Origin of the sequence: Terrabacter sp. C0L_2 (genome assembly GCF_036352015.1) — a bacterium.
In the GTDB taxonomy this organism is placed as follows: Bacteria; Actinomycetota; Actinomycetes; order Actinomycetales; family Dermatophilaceae; genus Terrabacter; species Terrabacter tumescens.
Genome location: NZ_CP143557.1, coordinates 3,723,292 through 3,739,691, shown reverse-complemented (window position 1 = coordinate 3,739,691; position 16,400 = coordinate 3,723,292). Strand labels below are relative to the sequence as shown.

Below are 16,400 nucleotides of genomic sequence, written 5' to 3'. Positions count from 1 at the left end.
CCGTGACGGGCATCGGTGAGCTCGCCGCGTCGCGGGGCTGGGTCTCGAGCGCCGACGGCGTCGGTTTGCTGCTGGGACTCGATACCACCTAGGCAGCCCTCTCGTTCGAGCTCGAGGACGTACGGCACCGTGACGTGCTGTCGACCGGTCGCCGTGGCGCCGGTGCGAACGTCATGACGGCGTCGGCCGCGGACGGCTTGGTGTCGGTCCCTCACGAGGGCGGGGTTCGCGAGGAGCTGTGACGGTCGGGCCACACTGCGCGACAACGCCGCTCGCGCTCAGGACGGCGTGGGCCCTGTCGCGGTGGACGAGCTCGTGCCGACCTTCTCGCCGATGGCCAGGTGCCCGCCCAGGTAGGCCGAGGCTCCGGACACGGACAGCCCACCCAACGCCAGGCCCACCCCGAGACCTCGCCGACGCGGCCGCACCGCCCACGACGCGGCATACAGCACGAGCGACGCCGCGTTCAGGGAGGCGTGGACGGCTGCCACGCGACGCTGCCGCACCCCGAGGCCGTCGTACTCGGCGAGTCCGGTCAGCACCGCGGCTGGGGCAGAGGCGAGCCCTGCGGCGACGAGCCGTCGCGCCGCGCCGGCGGCGCCCGGTCCGCCCGCCACGTCGAGCAGCGACGCGGACGTCCAGAAGCCGATCGGAAGGTCGGTCAGGAACGGGTGGGCTGCGTGGCCCACGACCTGACCGGTGACCACCCGTCTCCAGGTCCCGCGACCCTTGGCCAGCGCGGCCAACGGCGCGAGCGCGCCTGCAGGGGCGTCGATCGCGGCGCGATCCTCGACGAGGCGCCCGAGCAGTCGGGTGGCGGCGGGGGAGCGGGTCGTTGAGCTGTCAGTGACGTCCATGCCCGCCCTCTACCCGCTCGCCGAGCCGGTGAACCGCCAGCCACCGAGGAGGCGGCGGTCACCAGATTGGCACGGACGCTCAGCCGGGCCGCCGGGGGAACCGACCCGCTTCCGGAGGGAGGCCCGGGTCCGTGAGGTCGAGCCGCTCACCCGGTCCGACCGGACGGATGACGCGCAGGCCGGCATCGTCCGTCGCGCGGAGGAAATCCCGCAGTGGCGAACGGAAGACGCCGTAGTCCGAGTGGTGCACCGGCACTGCTTGTCGGGGAGAGGTCCTCCGGACGAAGTCCACTCCCTGGTCCGCGTCCATGGTGACGGTGTGCATGAGGATCCGTGTGCCTCCGAGATGGACGACGGCGGTGTCGATGTCGGGGAAACGTGACCGGATCCCGTCGAGGTGGCTCCCCGTCAGAGTGTCACCGCTGACGTAGAGGCGGTGCCGCAGCCTGCCCGCGACGCGGTGCTCGACGACCGAGCCCATGACGGGCGGGAGGGCTGCGCGCAGCAGTCCGCGGGCGTGGATCGCCGGGACGGACGTGATGGTCAGATCCTCCTCACCGTGCGACATGCTGACCTGGTCCCAGAAGGAGAGCCCCTGGGTCGTGAAGCCCCAGCGGCTCAGGCGACGGGCCGCCTGTTGAGTGGTCACGACAGGAACGTCACGGCTCAGTCCGTGGCGGGCTACTCGGTCGAAATGGTCTCCGTGCAGGTGGGAGAGCAGGACCGTGTCGAGACGCGGGAGCTGCTCCACGGTGATCGCAGGGTCGGTGAGCCGACGCGACCACAGGCCCTTGCCGAGGTAGGCCCGCTGGCCCCGGTGCAGGAAGTTGGGATCCGTGAGCAGGGTGAACGAGCCGAGCTCGATCACCGTCGTGGCCGTCCCGATGAAGGTCAGTGCGGCTTGGGGGAGCGACGTCGGCTCAGCGTCTCCGGTCCGCGCGGTGTCGGCAGTCGACGAGTCGTCCATGAGATCTCCGTCGGCGCTCGGGCGGACCGTCGATCCGGGCCCGCATGCGATGGGAGTACCCACTTGGCGCGCCACAAACCCTCGGCTGTCCGGGTGCGGGCCGCACGGCTCAGCTCTGCTGTGGCGATGGCCCTTCGGCGCCCACAGGATGGTGGAGGACTGTTCGGGCGTAGGCAGCTATCGGCGGCTCGGTGCTCAACCGCGGGGCGCAGGCAGCGGTGCATCGGGTGAGGACCGTGCTTGCGGCCGTGAGCGCCTCTCGCAGTTCGGCGGCGTCGACGCCGGCCACCGTGTCCTCGATGTGCGGCGGCAGGTCCTCGGGGCTGTCGTCGAGGACCTGCGGCAGTCCGTGCTGTGGATACGACGTTCCCCTTCCTGCGGCCCACAGCTGCCAGATGACCTCTCGCGCCTCGTGCAGCCGAGCATGCGCTTCCCACAACGATCCCCGGTGCAGATACTTGTCGGCATCGAGCAAGGCGCGCCACCCGCGAAACGCCCATTCGTGGAGCTGCTCCGCCGACACCGCGTACGCGGATCGTTGTGCGTCGACCGATGGGGGAGCGGTGGCGGCCCGGTAGACCGTGATGAAGTCCGGCGCAGCATCACCGCGGCGCACGTCCTCCTCGGCGACCACGGCGAGGTCCAGCTGGAGGCGATCGGCGTACTGGACGAACACACGCCGGATCACGCGCTCGTGCGAGGTCGAGCCGTCCCGCAGCACGTCGACCACCTCGCCCGCCTCGCCGAGTGAGGCGACGAGCGCGCTCTCCACCTCTTCGATGACATCTCGTCCGACGAGCCCACGGGGTGCCATGACACCGATGGCGGCGTCTACGTCGGACAGCTCATCGGCGACCCCGCGGCCGATCGAACACCCCACTGACAAGGACGACACGTCCGCTCGATCGGAGCACCACGCCGCGAGCCACTCGATCGCGCTCCGCTGCCGCGCCGGTGCGAGCAGCTGGGAAAGGGTCTCGTCCACACGAGCCATCGTCCCAACTCGACCCTGCTTTTGGGCCGTGACGTCCAAGGATGAAGCCAGCCCCACGACGTCGACGCGTAGGTCCGAATGATGGTGCGACCGGAGCTGAGCGGCCACCGGGGCCACCTCGGCGGTGCGGTCAGGTTGCCCGTCCCATGGCGGCCGATGCGGATGGGTTCGGTGTGCTTCGAGCTCGCCTGTCAGCCTTTCGAGGCCGACCGGCCGTAGGCCTCGGCGGCGCTGAACACCTTGCGGACATACGCGTCGGAGGCGTTGTAGCGCAGCACGGCTCGCGTCCAGCCCGAGCCACTTCGAAGGTCGAGCCCGCCTGAGCACAGGTGCCGCGCCGCCCCGAAAGCAGCATCGTCGATGTCAGAGGCGTCCACGACGCCGTCCGCGTCTGCGTCGGCGCCGAAGGTGCGCCATGAGCTGGGAAGGAACTGCATCGGGCCGATGGCGTGCTCCCAGGTGTCGTCGCCGTGCATGCGTGCTCCGTCCGGGTCGGGCCGGATCGCGGCCACCCCGCCTTCGCCGTCGAGCGCCGGACCCACAATGCGCGGGGAGGTGCGGCCGTCCTTGAGCAGGCGAGTTCCGGCGATCGTCCCGTGGGCGGACTCCACCTCACCGATGGCTGCCAGCGTCGCCCAGCCCAGGTGGCACCCGGGGCGGGACGTGGCCTCGAGGATCGAGGCCCTGCCGTAGGCGCGCAGAGCCACGAGAGGGATCCCGGTGCGCTTGGCGGTGCGCGCCAGCCACGCCGGGTCAGGTGCGGCCATGACCCCTTCAGCGTTGGCATCACGGCCGTCCCGCGTTGACCCTGCCTCGGCATCGCGCACGGCAGGCGCGGTCAGGGCGGAGATGTCGACCATGTTGACGAGGGACCTTGACGCCGGCGCCTCGACGACTCTGCCGGACCGGTGGCCGGCGAACCATGCCGCGCCCAGGAGGGCGAGGGGGAGGACGAGTACGGCCGCTTGGGCCGAGAAGGGGCGCGGGCGTTGTCGCGAACGTCTGGGCACCGTCAGCCGAACCGGCCGGTGAGGTCGTCGGCGGTCAGTTGCCGCTGTGCCGCCAGGGCGGCCTTCATGGCCGCACAGGACCGGACATCCAAGGAACTTCCACGCATACCGCCATCTTGGTGGATCAGACTCCAGAGCCGTGTCAACGGTCCTGCCGGCGCGCTGTGCGGGACATCGGCGCGGAGCCGACGTGTCGGGCGCTGTATGCGTGCTGTCAGGAGTCGAGCTGGTGGGTGCCGGTCGACGACGAGCTCAGTGCGCTGGCGGACCGGCTTGCGAGGTAGATCTGCACGTTCTCGGCAACGCGCTCGAGCGGTCTCGGTGGCAGGTAGGCGTGGGCGCCCGCGTCGAGCAGTCGGCCGACGGGGCCGGCGATGTCCAGGCAGAGGTCGGGGTCGAGGATCTCGGTGACGATGATCTGCGCGTGGGGGAAGAGCTCGCTCCAGCGGTGGATCAGCCGCGGGCTGTACGGCGAGGTGAGAACGACGTCGGCGGTGTCCGGCGCGTCGTGGAAGTCGAGGACGACCCAGTCCCGCCCGAAGGACTCGCGCAGGAGCTCACGCGCCCGGCCGCTGAGACGCATCGTCGTCGCGAGGACCTTGGGACCTTCGCGCAGGTCGCCGGGGGCGTCGGTGTGCGCGGTCGATGAGGGCGGCATGAGTTCGCCCTCGAGGACCGCGGGCGCGTACACGAGTGTCCCGACGGTGGTCCCCTCTCGCCGAAGCAGGACCGACCCGGACGCCAGGAGGCCCTGAAGCCACGCACGGCGACCTGCGTCGAGTGCGTCGAGGTCGATGACGGCGGGCGGCGCGGTCATGGCGACTCGAGGACGAAGAACAGGAAGCAGATGAAGCGGCGCCCCGTCGGGGGCAGCAGCTCGCTGGGAGTCTCGGGGACGGCGGCTGGCTCGGTCACCGCGGTGATGACCAGGCCGGAGTCGAGGAAGGCGTCGAAGACGTCCTGCAGGGGCCGGTGCCAGTAGGTCAGGGTGAACGAGGCGCCGTCGTGCTCATGGTCCTCGGAGTACCGGGTCAGGGCGAAGTAGTCCTGGTCCTGGTAGCAGAACGCGTAGACGAAGGGGTGGATGATCGAGATGAGGAGCTGCCCGCCGGGCTTGAGGACCCGGCGCAGCTCGGCAAGGGCCGGCGCCCAGTCCTGCACGTAGTGGAGTGCGAGCGAGCAGGTGACGACGTCGAACTCGTCGTCGTCGTACGGCAGCGGTTCGGACAGGTCAGCGACCCGGACGTCGGCGTCGCTGCCGAGGCGCTCCCGGGCGATGCCGACCATGGCGGGGCTGAGGTCGAACCCGACCACGTCGGCGCCGCGCTCGCGCAGATCGGCCATGAGCGGACCGTGGCCACAGCCCGCGTCGAGGACTCGCTTGCCGGTGACGTCGCCGGCGAGGCGCAGCATCTCGGGTCGGGCGTACCAGGCGTTGAACAGGCTGGTGTCGTTGGCTGCCGCGTACGTGGCGGCGAAGTCGTCGTAGTCAGCTGCGACAAGGGCGCCAGGGGCATCGGGCGTGGAAGGGACGGTGTAGGCGGTGTCGGTCATGGATGCTGCTCCCTCTGAGGTGCGTCGTCGACGGCGGAGATGTCCTGGACGAGGGCGCCCAGGACGACCCCGTAGTACGCGTGGCGCTCCTGGCCGTCCTCGACCTCGGTCAGGGTGCGGGAGATGTCCGTCCAACGGTCGAGGAGCTCGGCCACCTCGCGGCGCATCTGCTGCAGCTCGGTGTCGCTCAGGCGCACCGCGAAGTCGTCGCTGATGGTGCGGCGCTCGCCGCTGGGGACGTCCGTCGGATCCGGCGTCCGGTGGACGGCCCGATGCAGCGCAAGGACGTGAGCTTCCGCCACACGCCGGACCGTGACCACCGCAGGCTGACCGCCGTCGCGGCGCAGCATCGCGTCGAGGTCGATCTCGAAGCCACGGTCGGAGGTCAGGCGCCACCAGCGCTCACGCCCGTTCTCGGCCCGCTCCGGGTTCTCCTCGATCAAGCCGTGCTTGGCCAGCTGACGCAGGTGGAAGCTCACGGAGTTCGCCGGCTCATCCACCGCCGCAGCGAGATCCACGGCGCGAGCCGTTCCGCTCCGGGACAGCTCCCCGAGCAGTCGCATTCTGACCGGATGCGTGACCGCGAGAACCGCTTTCGGGTCGATGAGCCGGGTGGGGGACAGGCGCGGTGGGTCATCCGTCACGCCGCCCACGGTGCCCTACTGCCAGAGAAAGCGCAAGAGGGCTTGCGCAAGAAGACTTGCGAATCAGCTCACGCGCTTTTCTCAGCGAGTGCGGGCGGTCGTCGGCCGGGTCGTGGCGTCGAGAAGCACCGATGTTCCGGTCTTCGGAGCAGGCTCGCCCGGCGCGCTGACGAAGGCGTAGACCCTGCCGGGTGAGGGGCGCAGCACCTGGGTGCGGGCGAACTCCAGGACCGTGGCCGCCGAAGGGCCCCGGACGTACAACGTCAGCTGGTCGTTCTCGACGAAGGGGCCGTGCACCGTCACTCCCGCTTGTGGTCCTGCGGCCGCGGCCTGCCTGAGGGTCTGCGGGAGTGACCGCCACCACGTGGCCACGGGTATCTCCGTCCCGTAGGAACCAAGGACGAGCCGGGCCTCGACCTGGTCAGGCGGGACGGGCTCGCGCTGGTACCGGGGCGCTGGAGGCAAGCCGTCTGCGGTGATGGTCCAGTTGTCCGAGCTGCAGGCGCCCTCGCGGCGGGCGACCACGGTGCCCTGCAGGTCGCGAGCCACGAGCTGGTCGCGGTCGCACTGCTGGCTGCCGGACGCCTGCCAGTACCCCTTCGTGCCCCACACGAGCGAGCTCCACCCCGCCCCGCCCGGAGAGTTCAGGGTGTCCGCACGCTCGATGAGCAGCGGGCGACCGGTCTCGTTGGAGACGTCGAGATACGGATACGGCTCCCGCAACCCGTAGAAGAGCAGCAGCATCAGGCCGACATAGCCGGCGACGCCGACACCGATGACGATGAGGACGACCCGCAGCGCCTTTCCGGCGACGGCCTTGGTCCCGCCCATCACGTCCCCCTGTCCTTGCCCGTCAGGCTAGAAGCGGCAGCCGATCAGGTCTGCCGATCGCGCGACAGCGTGCGGCAATCGTGACCTCGGCGCCGGTGGGCGCCTCATGGATCCGGCGACAGGTCACGAGGAACGCGTTGGCGACCACGTCCGCGGTGTCAGACGGCTGCGCGACGCGGCATGCGGCATACGTGAGCACTTCCAAGTGCGTGCCGGCGAACAGCACACCACGCGACCCGACGGGCCGACGTCCATCACCTGTCCACGACGGGGAGAGCGTTACACCTGAGAGTCACGAGAGCCCGCAGGCGTGCCCGCGGAACCGTCCGGGGTCCGGCGAGTCGACTCGTCCGGCAGCAGCATCGCGGTGAGCTCATCAGCCTTGCCCAGCGTCGCCAGCGATGTCAGGCGTGCCGGGGGGCATGGCTCCGGCGGGTGCACCCGCATGAGCAGCTCCCGACGGATGTCGAACCTGCGATCCGGTCCGGGGCGGGTGTTCGGGCCCTCGAACCGGACGGTGACCAGACCGTCCTCGTCCCGCACCACCCAGCCCGCGCCGTGATCCGGGTGCGAGACGTCGAGGCCGAGCGCGACGGTGTGTGGGGTCAGGGGTGCCGGCAGCCGTTCCTCGTCCCCGTCGTCCGCATCGTCCTCCAAGGCGAGGCGGCCGACGACCTCATCGAGCGTTGCATCGTCCGGGAGGTGGCTCTCGTCCGGTGTCGGGACAGGATCCAGCGACGTCGAGCTGCCGGTGGGCTCCTCTGCAAGGACCTCAGAGTCCAGCAGGCCGTCGACAGCAGCGCCGCCGGCCTCGTCCTGCGGCAGACGCAGCTGCGCCCAGTGGGTCAGCCCGGACAGGGACACCCCCAGGAGGCGGACCGGCTCGACCGGGTTCGCCGCCGTGAGCGCCGCGTCTGCGGCCTCGCGCAGCTGGTCGGCCTCGGCGGTCGGGTGGGCCAGGGTGACCGAGCGGGTCAGGGTGGTGAAGTCGGACAGGCGGACCTTGACGGTGACCGTCCGTGCCCCGCCGCCCTGGCGCCCGAGCCGGCGCAGCGCCCGTGCGAGGACGTCCTCGAGCGCGCCCGGCAGCTCCCACCGAAGCAGGTCCTGGGCGAAGGTCCGTTCTGCACCCACGCTCTTGGCCTCGCGCTCCACGACGACAGGGCGGGGGTCGTCCCCGCGCGCGAGCCGATACAGGTTCCATCCTGCGGCGTCCCCGAGGACCCGCACCAGGTCATCACGCCCGGCTGCGCGCAGGTCCGCGACGGTGCGGATGCCCAGGGTGCGAAGGGTGGCCTCCGTGGCAGGGCCGACACCCCACAGGGCGCCCACCGGCTTCGGCATGAGGAACTCGTCCTCCTTCTCACCGGGCACGACGGTGAACCCGTGTGGCTTGTCCGCGTCGGACGCCAGCTTGGCGATGAGCTTCGAGCGGCCCAGCCCGACGGAGACCACCAGCCCTGACCGGTTGTAGATGAGCCGGCGTGCCAGGTCAGCGGCCGTCACCGGGTCGGCAGCGAACGGTCCCGCGGCCAGGTCGACGAACGCCTCGTCGAGGCTGACGGGCTGCACGAGCGGTGACAGCTGCCGCAGCGTGTCCATGATCAGGGCGCTGTGCGCGGCGTACGCGGGGAAGCGGGGTGTGAGCACGGTCGCGGCCGGGCACAGGACCCGCGCCTGGGACATCGGCATGGCCGACCGGCACCCGACGGCGCGCGCTGCGTAGTTCGCGGTGGCGACGACCCCTCGTGGGCCGGTCCCGCCGACGAGGACCGGGGACCGCGCCAGGGACGGCTTGTGCCGGGTCTCGACCGAGGCGAAGAAGGCGTCGGCGTCCACGTGCATGACGCTCGCGTCCTCACGCACTGCTCCGCCCTCCTCCCGCGTTTTCCTGGGCCGGCGGCTCCCGTGGGTCGCCGGACTACCGACTCACTCTGCCGTACGCGGACGGACGAGCAAGCAGGCCCGTCCGCTCGAGCCGGATCGCCGTCTTCAGGAGAGCGCGCCGGTCAGACCGGGGCTGCGGCTGCGCGTGCGGCATGCGTGGCGCCGCGCACCACCAGGGTGTCCGGGTCGGGGTCCACCTGGACGGCGCAGGCGAGCCAAGGATCGGGCAGGGCGAGCCCTGCCGCGGCCTCGATCGCGGCATCGACGTAGCCCGGGTAGGCCAGGGTGCCGCCGGCCAGCACGACCAGGCGCGGGTTGACGAGGCAGACGAGGGTCGCCAAACCTGCACCGAGGGCCTGTCCCGCCGCGGTGATCGCGGATCGGACCTCTGGATCGCCGGCGCGGGCGCGCGCCGTCACGTCCTCGGGTGTGAGCTGCAAGGCCTTCAGCACCGCTGCACCCGAAGCCAGCTCGTCGAGCGTTCCCGGACGTCGAGCCGTGGGGCCGGGCGCCACGAGCGGGATGCTGCCGAGCTCGCCGGCCCAGCCGTTCGCCCCTGCATGCACCTGGCCCGCCCCCGTGAAGGCCGTGGCGATGCCGGTGCCGACCACGACCACCGCCACGTCACCGACCTGTGGCTGTTCGGTGAGCACGCCGGTCAGGGCGGCGCGCACGTCGTTGAGGAGGGTGCCGACCGGGACCGCGACGCCGACGGCCCGCACGGCATCGAACGACGTGGGATCGCCGGGTGGGTCGAGGTCCTCGACGAAGGCGTCGATGGCCGCGTCGAGCTCGGCCGGCCGAGCCTCGGGGCCGGTGGCGGTCCGGCGCTGGGCGACGACGTGACCGTCGGCGTCGACGGCACGGCAGAGCAGCTTCGTCCCTCCGATGTCGACGCCCACGTACATGCCGTGACCCTCTCACGGGCGCGGCTTCCTGGCTGGCGCCAGGACGAGGTCCGCGAGCCCGTTCGTCAGCGAGCCCGTGCTCAGACCGTCAGGCGGAGGTGTCCTGGTGCCAGGTCTCGAGGTGGACGGCCTCGGCGACGTGGCGCAGCGACTCGAGGGTCTCGGGAGTCACGTGGTCGTCGGTGTCGGTGACGACGTAGCCGAGCTCGCCGCGGGTCGCGAGCGACTGGCCGATGACGTTGGCGCCGGCCTCGGCCAGGGTGCGGTTGATCGAGGCGAGCACTCCCGGGACGTTGCGGTGGAGCAGCGCGATCCGGAACGCCCCCTCGCGTGCGGCCGGGGCGACGTCGGGGAGGTTCACCGACAGCGCGGTGGCGCCGTCGAGGATGTATGCGGAGAGCTTGCTCGACACGAACGTGCCGATCTCCTCCTGTGCCTCCTCGGTCGACCCGCCGACGTGGGGCGTGAGGATGACGTTGTCGAGGCCACGGAGGGGTGACTCGAACAGGTCGCCCTGGGCCTTGGGCTCGACCGGGAAGACGTCGATCGCGGCGCCCGACAGGTGACCGCTCAGGATGTGCTCGCGCAGGGCCAGGTCGTCGACGACCATGCCGCGAGAGGCGTTGATGAAGACTGCGCCGGGCTTCATCTTGGCGAACTGCTCCGCGCCGAACAGGCCTGCGTTGCCGGGCCGGCCGTCGACGTGGAGGCTCACGACGTCGGACTCCTCGAGGAGCTCGTCGAGCGAGCCCATGCGCTGGGCGTTGCCGTGCGCGAGACGGTCCGCGGTGTCGAAGAAGGCGACGCGCATGCCGATGGCCTCGGCCATGTTGGACAGCTGCGTGCCGATGTTGCCGTAGCCGACGATGCCGAGCGTGCGGCCGCGGGTCTCGTAGGCACCCTTGGCCGACTTGTCCCAGACGCCGTCGTGCATCCGCTGCGTCTTCTCGGGGAGGCGGCGCGCGAGGGCGAGGATCTCACCGATGACGAGCTCCACGACGCTGCGGGTGTTGGAGAAGGGCGCGTTGAAGACGCCGATGCCGAGCTTCGTCGCGTGCTCGAGGTCGACCTGGTTGGTGCCGATGCAGAAGCAGCCGATGGCGCGCAGGTCGGGGGCGGCGTCGAGGACGGCGCGGGTCACCTTGGTGTTGGACCGGATCCCGACGACCGAGACACCCTTCAGGGCCTCGATGAGCTCGGCCTCGCCCAGTGATCCCGTGCGCGTCTCGACGTCGAAGCCGTGGCGGCGGAACGTCTCCTGGGCGACGGAGTGGACGTTCTCCAGCAGCAGCACCTTCACGCGTGTCTTCTCCTTGGTGTCGTGGTCGTTGTCGGGTCGTGTCGCTCTTCAGGCTGCCTCATCCGGCGGCCGCGGCGTGCCGGTGGGCGCTCTGTGAGACGCCGGTCGGCGCAGCAGGGTCGGCCCGCAGGGTGCGGGCCAGGAGGCCGCCGGTGTGCTCGAGGTGGTGGCGCATGGCGCGTTCCGCCGCGGCGCCGTCGCGCGCGAGGACCGCAGCGACGATGGGCTCGTGCTCGTCGCAGATCTCCGGCAGGGTGCGTCCGGCGGTGGTCGTGGGCGGCCCGAGCAGGGCGGTCGTGGCCCGGAGCCGCTCGATGATCGCGGCAGCGCGGCGGTTGCCGCCGGCCCGCACCAGGCAGTCGTGCAGCTGCTGGTCGGCGACCCAGAAGCGGTCCTCGTCGTGGACGGCCGCGCCCAGGGCCTCGAAGGCCGCCCTGATGGCTGCGTGCTCGTCGTCGCTCGCGTGCTCGGCGGCGCGGCGCGCGGCGTCCGGCTCGAGGGCGAGGCGGATCTCGAAGATCTCGAGGATGTCGCTGGCCCGGGGGAGCACCACCCGGAAGCCGCGGTTGCGCTCGATCTCGACGAGCCCGGCCTCGGCCAGCCGCAGCAGGGCCTCACGGACCGGGCTGCGCGAGACGTCGAGCACCTCGGCGAGCTGGTAGACGGAGTAGGTCCGGTCCGGCACGAGCTCGCCGGCGACGACGCCGGCGCGGATCGAGTCCACGACCGCGTCGGCCAGCGAGGGTGCGCCGCGGGAGAGGGACAGCCGAACCATGCGTAACATGTTACTCATGGTCGAGGTGGTTGCTGACGTGGTGCACGCGCTCGAGCGCGCCGGGCTCGAGGTTCGCGCCGACGCGGGGACGCGCAGCATGTACTCCTCCGACGCGTCGCTCTACCGCATCCCCCCGCTCGCCGTCGTGCGGCCGCGTGACGTCGACGACGTCGCCGCCACCTTGGCCGTGGCCCGCGAGACGGGCGTCCCGGTCACGTCCCGCGGTGCCGGGACGTCGGTAGCGGGCAACGCGGTCGGTCGTGGTGTCGTGCTCGACTTCTCCCGTCACCTGGGCCGCGTGCTGTCCGTCGACCCCGAGACCCGCACGGCCGTCGTGGAGCCGGGGACGGTGCACGCGGTGCTGCAGAAGGCGGCCGCCCCGCACGGCATACGCTTCGGTCCCGATCCCTCGACGCACCCACGCTGCACGATCGGCGGGATGATCGGCAACAACGCGTGCGGCTCCCGCTCGCTGGCCTACGGACGCACCTCCGACAACGTCGCGGGACTCGAGCTCCTCACTGCCGCAGGGCAGTTCCTCTCCACCGGCTACGACGAGAGTGGTATGCCGTGTGCCCGGGGAGCCGACGACGTGATCGCCGGCGTCCGTGCCGTGATGTCGCGTCACCTCTCGACGGCGCGCACCGAGTTCGACCGTTTCGGGCGACAGGTCTCCGGCTATGCAGCGCACCACCTGCTGCCCGAGCGCTTCGACCTCACCCAGGCCCTCGTCGGCTCGGAGGGGACGCTCGGCGTCATCACGCAGGCGACCGTCAAGCTCGTCGTCGACGCGCCGGTGCGCGTCGTCGTCGTCCTCGGCTTCCGCGACATCGTCAGCGCCGGACAGGCCGCGCCCGCAGTCGTCGCGCACGGTCCGACCTCCTGCGAGGGCCTCGACTCCCGACTCATCGACGTCCTCCGTGCGCGTCGCGGCCCCGATGCGATCCCGCCTCTGCCACGCGGGCAGGCTTGGCTGTTCGTCGAGTTCGCGGGTGAGGACCTCGGTGAGGTGACCGCCCGAGCCCGCGCGCTGGTCGGGGAGGGCCTCGCTGACGACGCGGTCGTCGTCCAGGACCCGCGCGTGCAGGCACGACTGTGGCGCATCCGAGAGGACGGTGCCGGGCTCGCCGGCCGGGCCCCGTCGGGCAAGCCGGCCTGGCCCGGGTGGGAGGACGCCGCGGTGCCGCCCGCTCGGCTGGGGGAGTACCTCGCCGCCTTCGACGAGCTCGTCAGCTCCTACGGCATGACCTCGGCACCGTTCGGCCACTTCGGCGACGGCTGCATGCACGTCCGGCTCGACCTGCCGCTCGACCAACCGCACGGCACGGCGACCATGCGCGAGTTCCTCACCGAATCCGCCCGCTTGGTAGGCGGATTCGGAGGATCTCTGTCCGGTGAGCACGGCGACGGACGAGCCCGCTCCGAGCTGCTGCCCCACATGTACTCCGCCGACGCGATCGCGCTCTTCGGCGGCATCAAGCACGCCTTCGACCCCGGCAACCTGCTCAACCCCGGCGTGCTCGTCGATCCCGACCCGGTGGACGCCGACGTGCGACCGGCCGGCCACTTCCCGGTCCTCAGCCTGGCGATGGCCTACCCGCACGACGACGGGAACCTCGCCCAGGCGGTGCACCGCTGCACCGGGGTCGGCAAGTGCCGGGCCGACAACTCAGCGGCCGGTGGCGTCATGTGTCCCTCGTACCTCGCGACCCGTGAGGAGAAGGACTCCACGCGCGGACGCGCGCGGGTGCTCCAGGAGGTCGTCCGCGGTGAGCTGCCCTGGTCGCACCCGTCCGTCCACGACGCGATGGACCTGTGCCTGTCGTGCAAGGGGTGCGCGTCGGACTGTCCCACCGGCATCGACATGGCCACCTACAAGTCCGAGGTGCTGCACCAGACGTACCGTCGTCGGCTGCGCCCTCGCTCCCACTACACGCTCGGCAAGTTGCCGATGTGGTCACGCCTCGCCGGACGGGTGCCCGGGGTGGCCAACCGAGCTCTCACCCTGCCGCTCCTCAAGCCCGTGGCCCTGTGGATGGCGGGCGTCGACCGCCGACGCACGATCCCGGCCTTCGCCGCGAGGCCTTTCCGTCGCACCTTCGCGCCACGACGGTCCGAGCTGAAACCCGTTGTGCTGTTTGCCGACTCGTTCACGGACTCCTTCTCGCCCGAGGTGGCCGAGTCCATGGTCCGGGTGCTGCGCGACGCCGGCTACGAGCCGAGGCTGCCGAGCGGCTCGGTGTGCTGCGGCCTCACCTGGATCACGACGGGACAGCTGGACTCGGCCAGGAGCATCCTGCGGAAGACCGTCGCCGCGCTCGCCCCCGACGCGCGGGCCGGCATCCCCGTCGTCGGCATCGAGCCGTCCTGCACGGCGGTGCTGCGCTCGGACATCCACGAGCTGCTCCCCGGCGACGAGGACGCCGCCCTCGTGGCGTCGAGCGTCCGCACGCTGTCGGAGCTGCTCGCCGAGACGCCGGACTGGACGGCCCCGGACCTGACGGGCACGACCGTCGTGGCCCAGCCGCACTGCCACCACCACGCGGTCCTCGGCTGGAAGGCCGACGCCGACCTGCTCGCCGCCACCGGAGCCACGGTCCAGACCCTGTCCGGCTGTTGCGGGCTCGCCGGCAACTTCGGGGTCGAGATCGGCCACTACGAGGTGTCGGTCGCCGTGGCGGGCCAGAACCTGCTGCCCGCGATCGACGCGGCGCCCGATGCGGTCGTGCTGGCCGACGGCTTCTCGTGCCGCACCCAGGTGGCGGACCTGCGCGAACGGCCGTCCGTGCATCTGGCGCAGCTCCTCGACGCGGCACGTCCGGGCGGTTCCTCCACAGGGTGATCCGACGCGCGGGCACCGGCACGGGGATGGCCGGGCGTCCGCACTGCGCGTCGCGAGTCGGTCGCCTAGCGTGGGCACGTGGTCACCTCCGGCTTGGTCAACGTGTTCACCCAGGACATCGAGAAGGCTCTGGGCTTCTACCAAGGCGTGCTCGGGCTGCCCGAGTACTTTCGGACGCCGAGGGAGGGAGTCCCCGAGCACGTCGAGATGAGGGCCGGTGGCTTCGTCCTGGCGATCAGCTCGGCAGAGGCGGCGAAGCGCGTGCACGGTATCGAGGTCGAGACCGGGCGCGCGGCGATGTCGCTCGTCTTCTGGGTCGACGACGTGGACGCCACGTTCCACGCGGTCACGGCCGCAGGCGTTACCGCGCTGACGGCGCCGCACGACACCGGCAACGGCAACCGCAACGCCGTCGTGCGTGACCCCGACGGCACGCTCGTCGAGTTCGTCGCCAAGCGGTCCTGAGCGGCCAATCACCTCGCGGGCCGTTCCTCTGCAAAGACCCGGGTCAAGGCTGGCATCGTGTGTCGCCCCGGCCACTAGTGTCGCTCGCATGACGACCTTCAGGACGGTGCTCGAGTCCACCGGCGGCAACAACGTCGGCATCGTGGTGCCCGAGTCGACCGTGCTGGCGTTCGGCCGCGGGAAGCGCGTGCCGGTCATCGTCACGATCGACGGTGGTTACACCTATCGGACCACCATCGGCGTCATGGGCGGCCGCTACCTCGTCTCGTTCAACGCGGAGACCCGGAAGCAGACGGGCCGCGGTTCCGGCGACGAGGTCGAGGTCGATCTCGGCGCCGATCCGGAGCGCTGACCTCGGCCGTCGCCGATCAGGCGCCGGACTGCCGCGCCGCGGCCCGGGACCGGGACTGTCCATCCGGTCGGGCGTCGATCTCCCTGCGCAGCCGGGTGTTCTCGTCCTGCAGGTCGAGCAGCATGCCGACGCCGGTGAGGTTCACACCGGTCGCCATGAGCTCGGCGATCCGCCGCAGCCTCGTCAGGTCGTTGGCGCTGTAGCGGCGAGTGCCTCCACTGGTGCGGTCCGGCGTCAGCAGGCCCCGTGACTCGTAGAGCCTCAGGCTCTGCGCCTCGAGGCCGACGAGCTCCGCGGCCACGGTGATGCCGTACACGCCGCGATCGAGGTCGTCCTCGGGGTCGTTGGCGGGGTCGTTCGCGGGGTCGTTCGCGGGGTCGGAATCGGGTCGGCTCGGCACGTCCGCGCGCCTCCTCTCCTGGGATCCCGTGAAGGGCCCGACGTTCCTCGCCGCGACCTCTTGCATGATCATCTCGTGGGTGCTACAAAAAATCTATAGCGCATGCCATAGATCGCAACGGGCGATCGTGGTCACCGTGGAGCATCACCTGACACGATGGAGGTGAAGACGATGCTGATGCGCACCGACCCCTTCCGAGAGTCCTTCCGAGACCTGGACCGCGTGGCCCAGCTCGCCTTCGGGGCGGCCGGCACCCTCGCCCGACCCTCGGCCATGCCGATGGACGCCTGGCGCGACGGGGACACCTTCCACGTCGAGCTCGACCTGCCGGGCGTCGACCCGCGCTCGATCGACCTCGACGTCGAGCGCAACGTCGTGACCGTCAAGGCCGAGCGGCCGCCGCGGGCGAGCGACGCGGACCTCATCGCCGCCGAACGTCCGAGGGGCGTGTTCAGCCGGCAGCTCGTGCTCGGCGACAGCCTCGACACCGAGCGCATCGAGGCGAGCTACGACGCAGGAGTCCTCTCCCTGTCGATCCCTGTGGCGGAGAAGGCCAAGCCGCGCAAGATCGCCATCGCCCACCAGGACGAGCGTCAGGCCATCACGAGCTGAGG

The 16,400-nt window shown here is 71.3% G+C and carries 18 protein-coding genes; 4 read left to right on the top strand and 14 right to left on the bottom strand.

The features are described from left to right. Positions 1-278 precede the first annotated feature (278 nt). From U5C87_RS17230 to U5C87_RS17170, 13 genes are all read right to left on the bottom strand, one after another. Positions 279-857, bottom strand: a complete 579-nt coding sequence (locus U5C87_RS17230) for a DUF2231 domain-containing protein (protein ID WP_330473722.1) — start codon at positions 855-857, stop codon at positions 279-281. A 79-nt stretch (positions 858-936) separates the two neighbouring features. Continuing rightward, complete coding sequence (locus tag U5C87_RS17225) at positions 937-1,824, bottom strand: MBL fold metallo-hydrolase (protein ID WP_330473721.1); 888 nt, start codon at positions 1,822-1,824, stop codon at positions 937-939. A 109-nt stretch (positions 1,825-1,933) separates the two neighbouring features. Further along, complete coding sequence (locus U5C87_RS17220; RefSeq protein ID WP_330473720.1) at positions 1,934-2,809, bottom strand: hypothetical protein; 876 nt, start codon at positions 2,807-2,809, stop codon at positions 1,934-1,936. A 200-nt stretch (positions 2,810-3,009) separates the two neighbouring features. Next, a complete protein-coding gene (locus U5C87_RS17215) occupies positions 3,010-3,678 on the bottom strand; it encodes a lytic transglycosylase domain-containing protein (RefSeq protein ID WP_330473719.1) in 669 nt (222 codons plus the stop codon). Between the two features lie 364 nt (positions 3,679-4,042). Next, complete coding sequence (locus U5C87_RS17210) at positions 4,043-4,645, bottom strand: hypothetical protein (RefSeq protein ID WP_330473718.1); 603 nt, start codon at positions 4,643-4,645, stop codon at positions 4,043-4,045. Further along, positions 4,642-5,382, bottom strand: a complete 741-nt coding sequence (locus tag U5C87_RS17205) for a class I SAM-dependent methyltransferase (protein WP_330473717.1) — start codon at positions 5,380-5,382, stop codon at positions 4,642-4,644. The genes U5C87_RS17210 and U5C87_RS17205 overlap by 4 nt, the downstream gene beginning before the upstream one ends. Next, a complete protein-coding gene (locus tag U5C87_RS17200; protein ID WP_330473716.1) occupies positions 5,379-6,026 on the bottom strand; it encodes a helix-turn-helix domain-containing protein in 648 nt (215 codons plus the stop codon). The genes U5C87_RS17205 and U5C87_RS17200 overlap by 4 nt, the downstream gene beginning before the upstream one ends. Before the next feature lie 81 nt (positions 6,027-6,107). Further along, on the bottom strand, positions 6,108-6,857 hold the full coding sequence (locus U5C87_RS17195) for a hypothetical protein (RefSeq protein WP_330473715.1): 750 nt from the start codon (positions 6,855-6,857) through the stop codon (positions 6,108-6,110). Between the two features lie 22 nt (positions 6,858-6,879). Next, complete coding sequence (locus U5C87_RS17190) at positions 6,880-7,083, bottom strand: hypothetical protein (RefSeq protein WP_330473714.1); 204 nt, start codon at positions 7,081-7,083, stop codon at positions 6,880-6,882. A gap of 53 nt (positions 7,084-7,136) precedes the next feature. After that, a complete protein-coding gene (locus U5C87_RS17185; RefSeq protein ID WP_330473713.1) occupies positions 7,137-8,723 on the bottom strand; it encodes a DNA polymerase IV in 1,587 nt (528 codons plus the stop codon). Between the two features lie 143 nt (positions 8,724-8,866). Beyond that, on the bottom strand, positions 8,867-9,652 hold the full coding sequence (locus tag U5C87_RS17180) for an ROK family protein (RefSeq protein ID WP_330473712.1): 786 nt from the start codon (positions 9,650-9,652) through the stop codon (positions 8,867-8,869). 88 nt (positions 9,653-9,740) lie between these two features. After that, positions 9,741-10,952: a phosphoglycerate dehydrogenase gene (gene serA / locus U5C87_RS17175; RefSeq protein WP_330473711.1), complete on the bottom strand. Its 1,212-nt coding sequence runs from the start codon at positions 10,950-10,952 to the stop codon at positions 9,741-9,743. 58 nt (positions 10,953-11,010) lie between these two features. After that, a complete protein-coding gene (locus U5C87_RS17170) occupies positions 11,011-11,727 on the bottom strand; it encodes a GntR family transcriptional regulator (protein ID WP_330473710.1) in 717 nt (238 codons plus the stop codon). A gap of 16 nt (positions 11,728-11,743) precedes the next feature. Between U5C87_RS17170 and U5C87_RS17165 the strand changes: the two genes are divergently transcribed. The 3 genes from U5C87_RS17165 to U5C87_RS17155 all read left to right on the top strand — a co-directional run bounded on the left by U5C87_RS17165 (position 11,744) and on the right by U5C87_RS17155 (position 15,386). Continuing rightward, on the top strand, positions 11,744-14,569 hold the full coding sequence (locus tag U5C87_RS17165) for an FAD-binding and (Fe-S)-binding domain-containing protein (protein WP_330473709.1): 2,826 nt from the start codon (positions 11,744-11,746) through the stop codon (positions 14,567-14,569). A gap of 78 nt (positions 14,570-14,647) precedes the next feature. Then, positions 14,648-15,034, top strand: coding sequence for a VOC family protein (locus tag U5C87_RS17160; RefSeq protein ID WP_043415599.1), 387 nt, complete (start codon positions 14,648-14,650; stop codon positions 15,032-15,034). An 88-nt stretch (positions 15,035-15,122) separates the two neighbouring features. Next, entirely contained in the window at positions 15,123-15,386 is a 264-nt protein-coding gene (locus U5C87_RS17155) for a DUF1905 domain-containing protein (protein WP_330473708.1), read from the top strand. 16 nt (positions 15,387-15,402) lie between these two features. Here the strand turns inward: U5C87_RS17155 and U5C87_RS17150 are convergent, their stop codons facing one another. Then, positions 15,403-15,786: a MerR family transcriptional regulator gene (locus U5C87_RS17150; protein ID WP_330473707.1), complete on the bottom strand. Its 384-nt coding sequence runs from the start codon at positions 15,784-15,786 to the stop codon at positions 15,403-15,405. A 171-nt stretch (positions 15,787-15,957) separates the two neighbouring features. On the opposite strand from U5C87_RS17150, the gene U5C87_RS17145 reads away from it, so the two are divergent. Continuing rightward, entirely contained in the window at positions 15,958-16,398 is a 441-nt protein-coding gene (locus U5C87_RS17145; RefSeq protein WP_330473706.1) for an Hsp20/alpha crystallin family protein, read from the top strand. Positions 16,399-16,400: the final 2 nt, after the last annotated feature.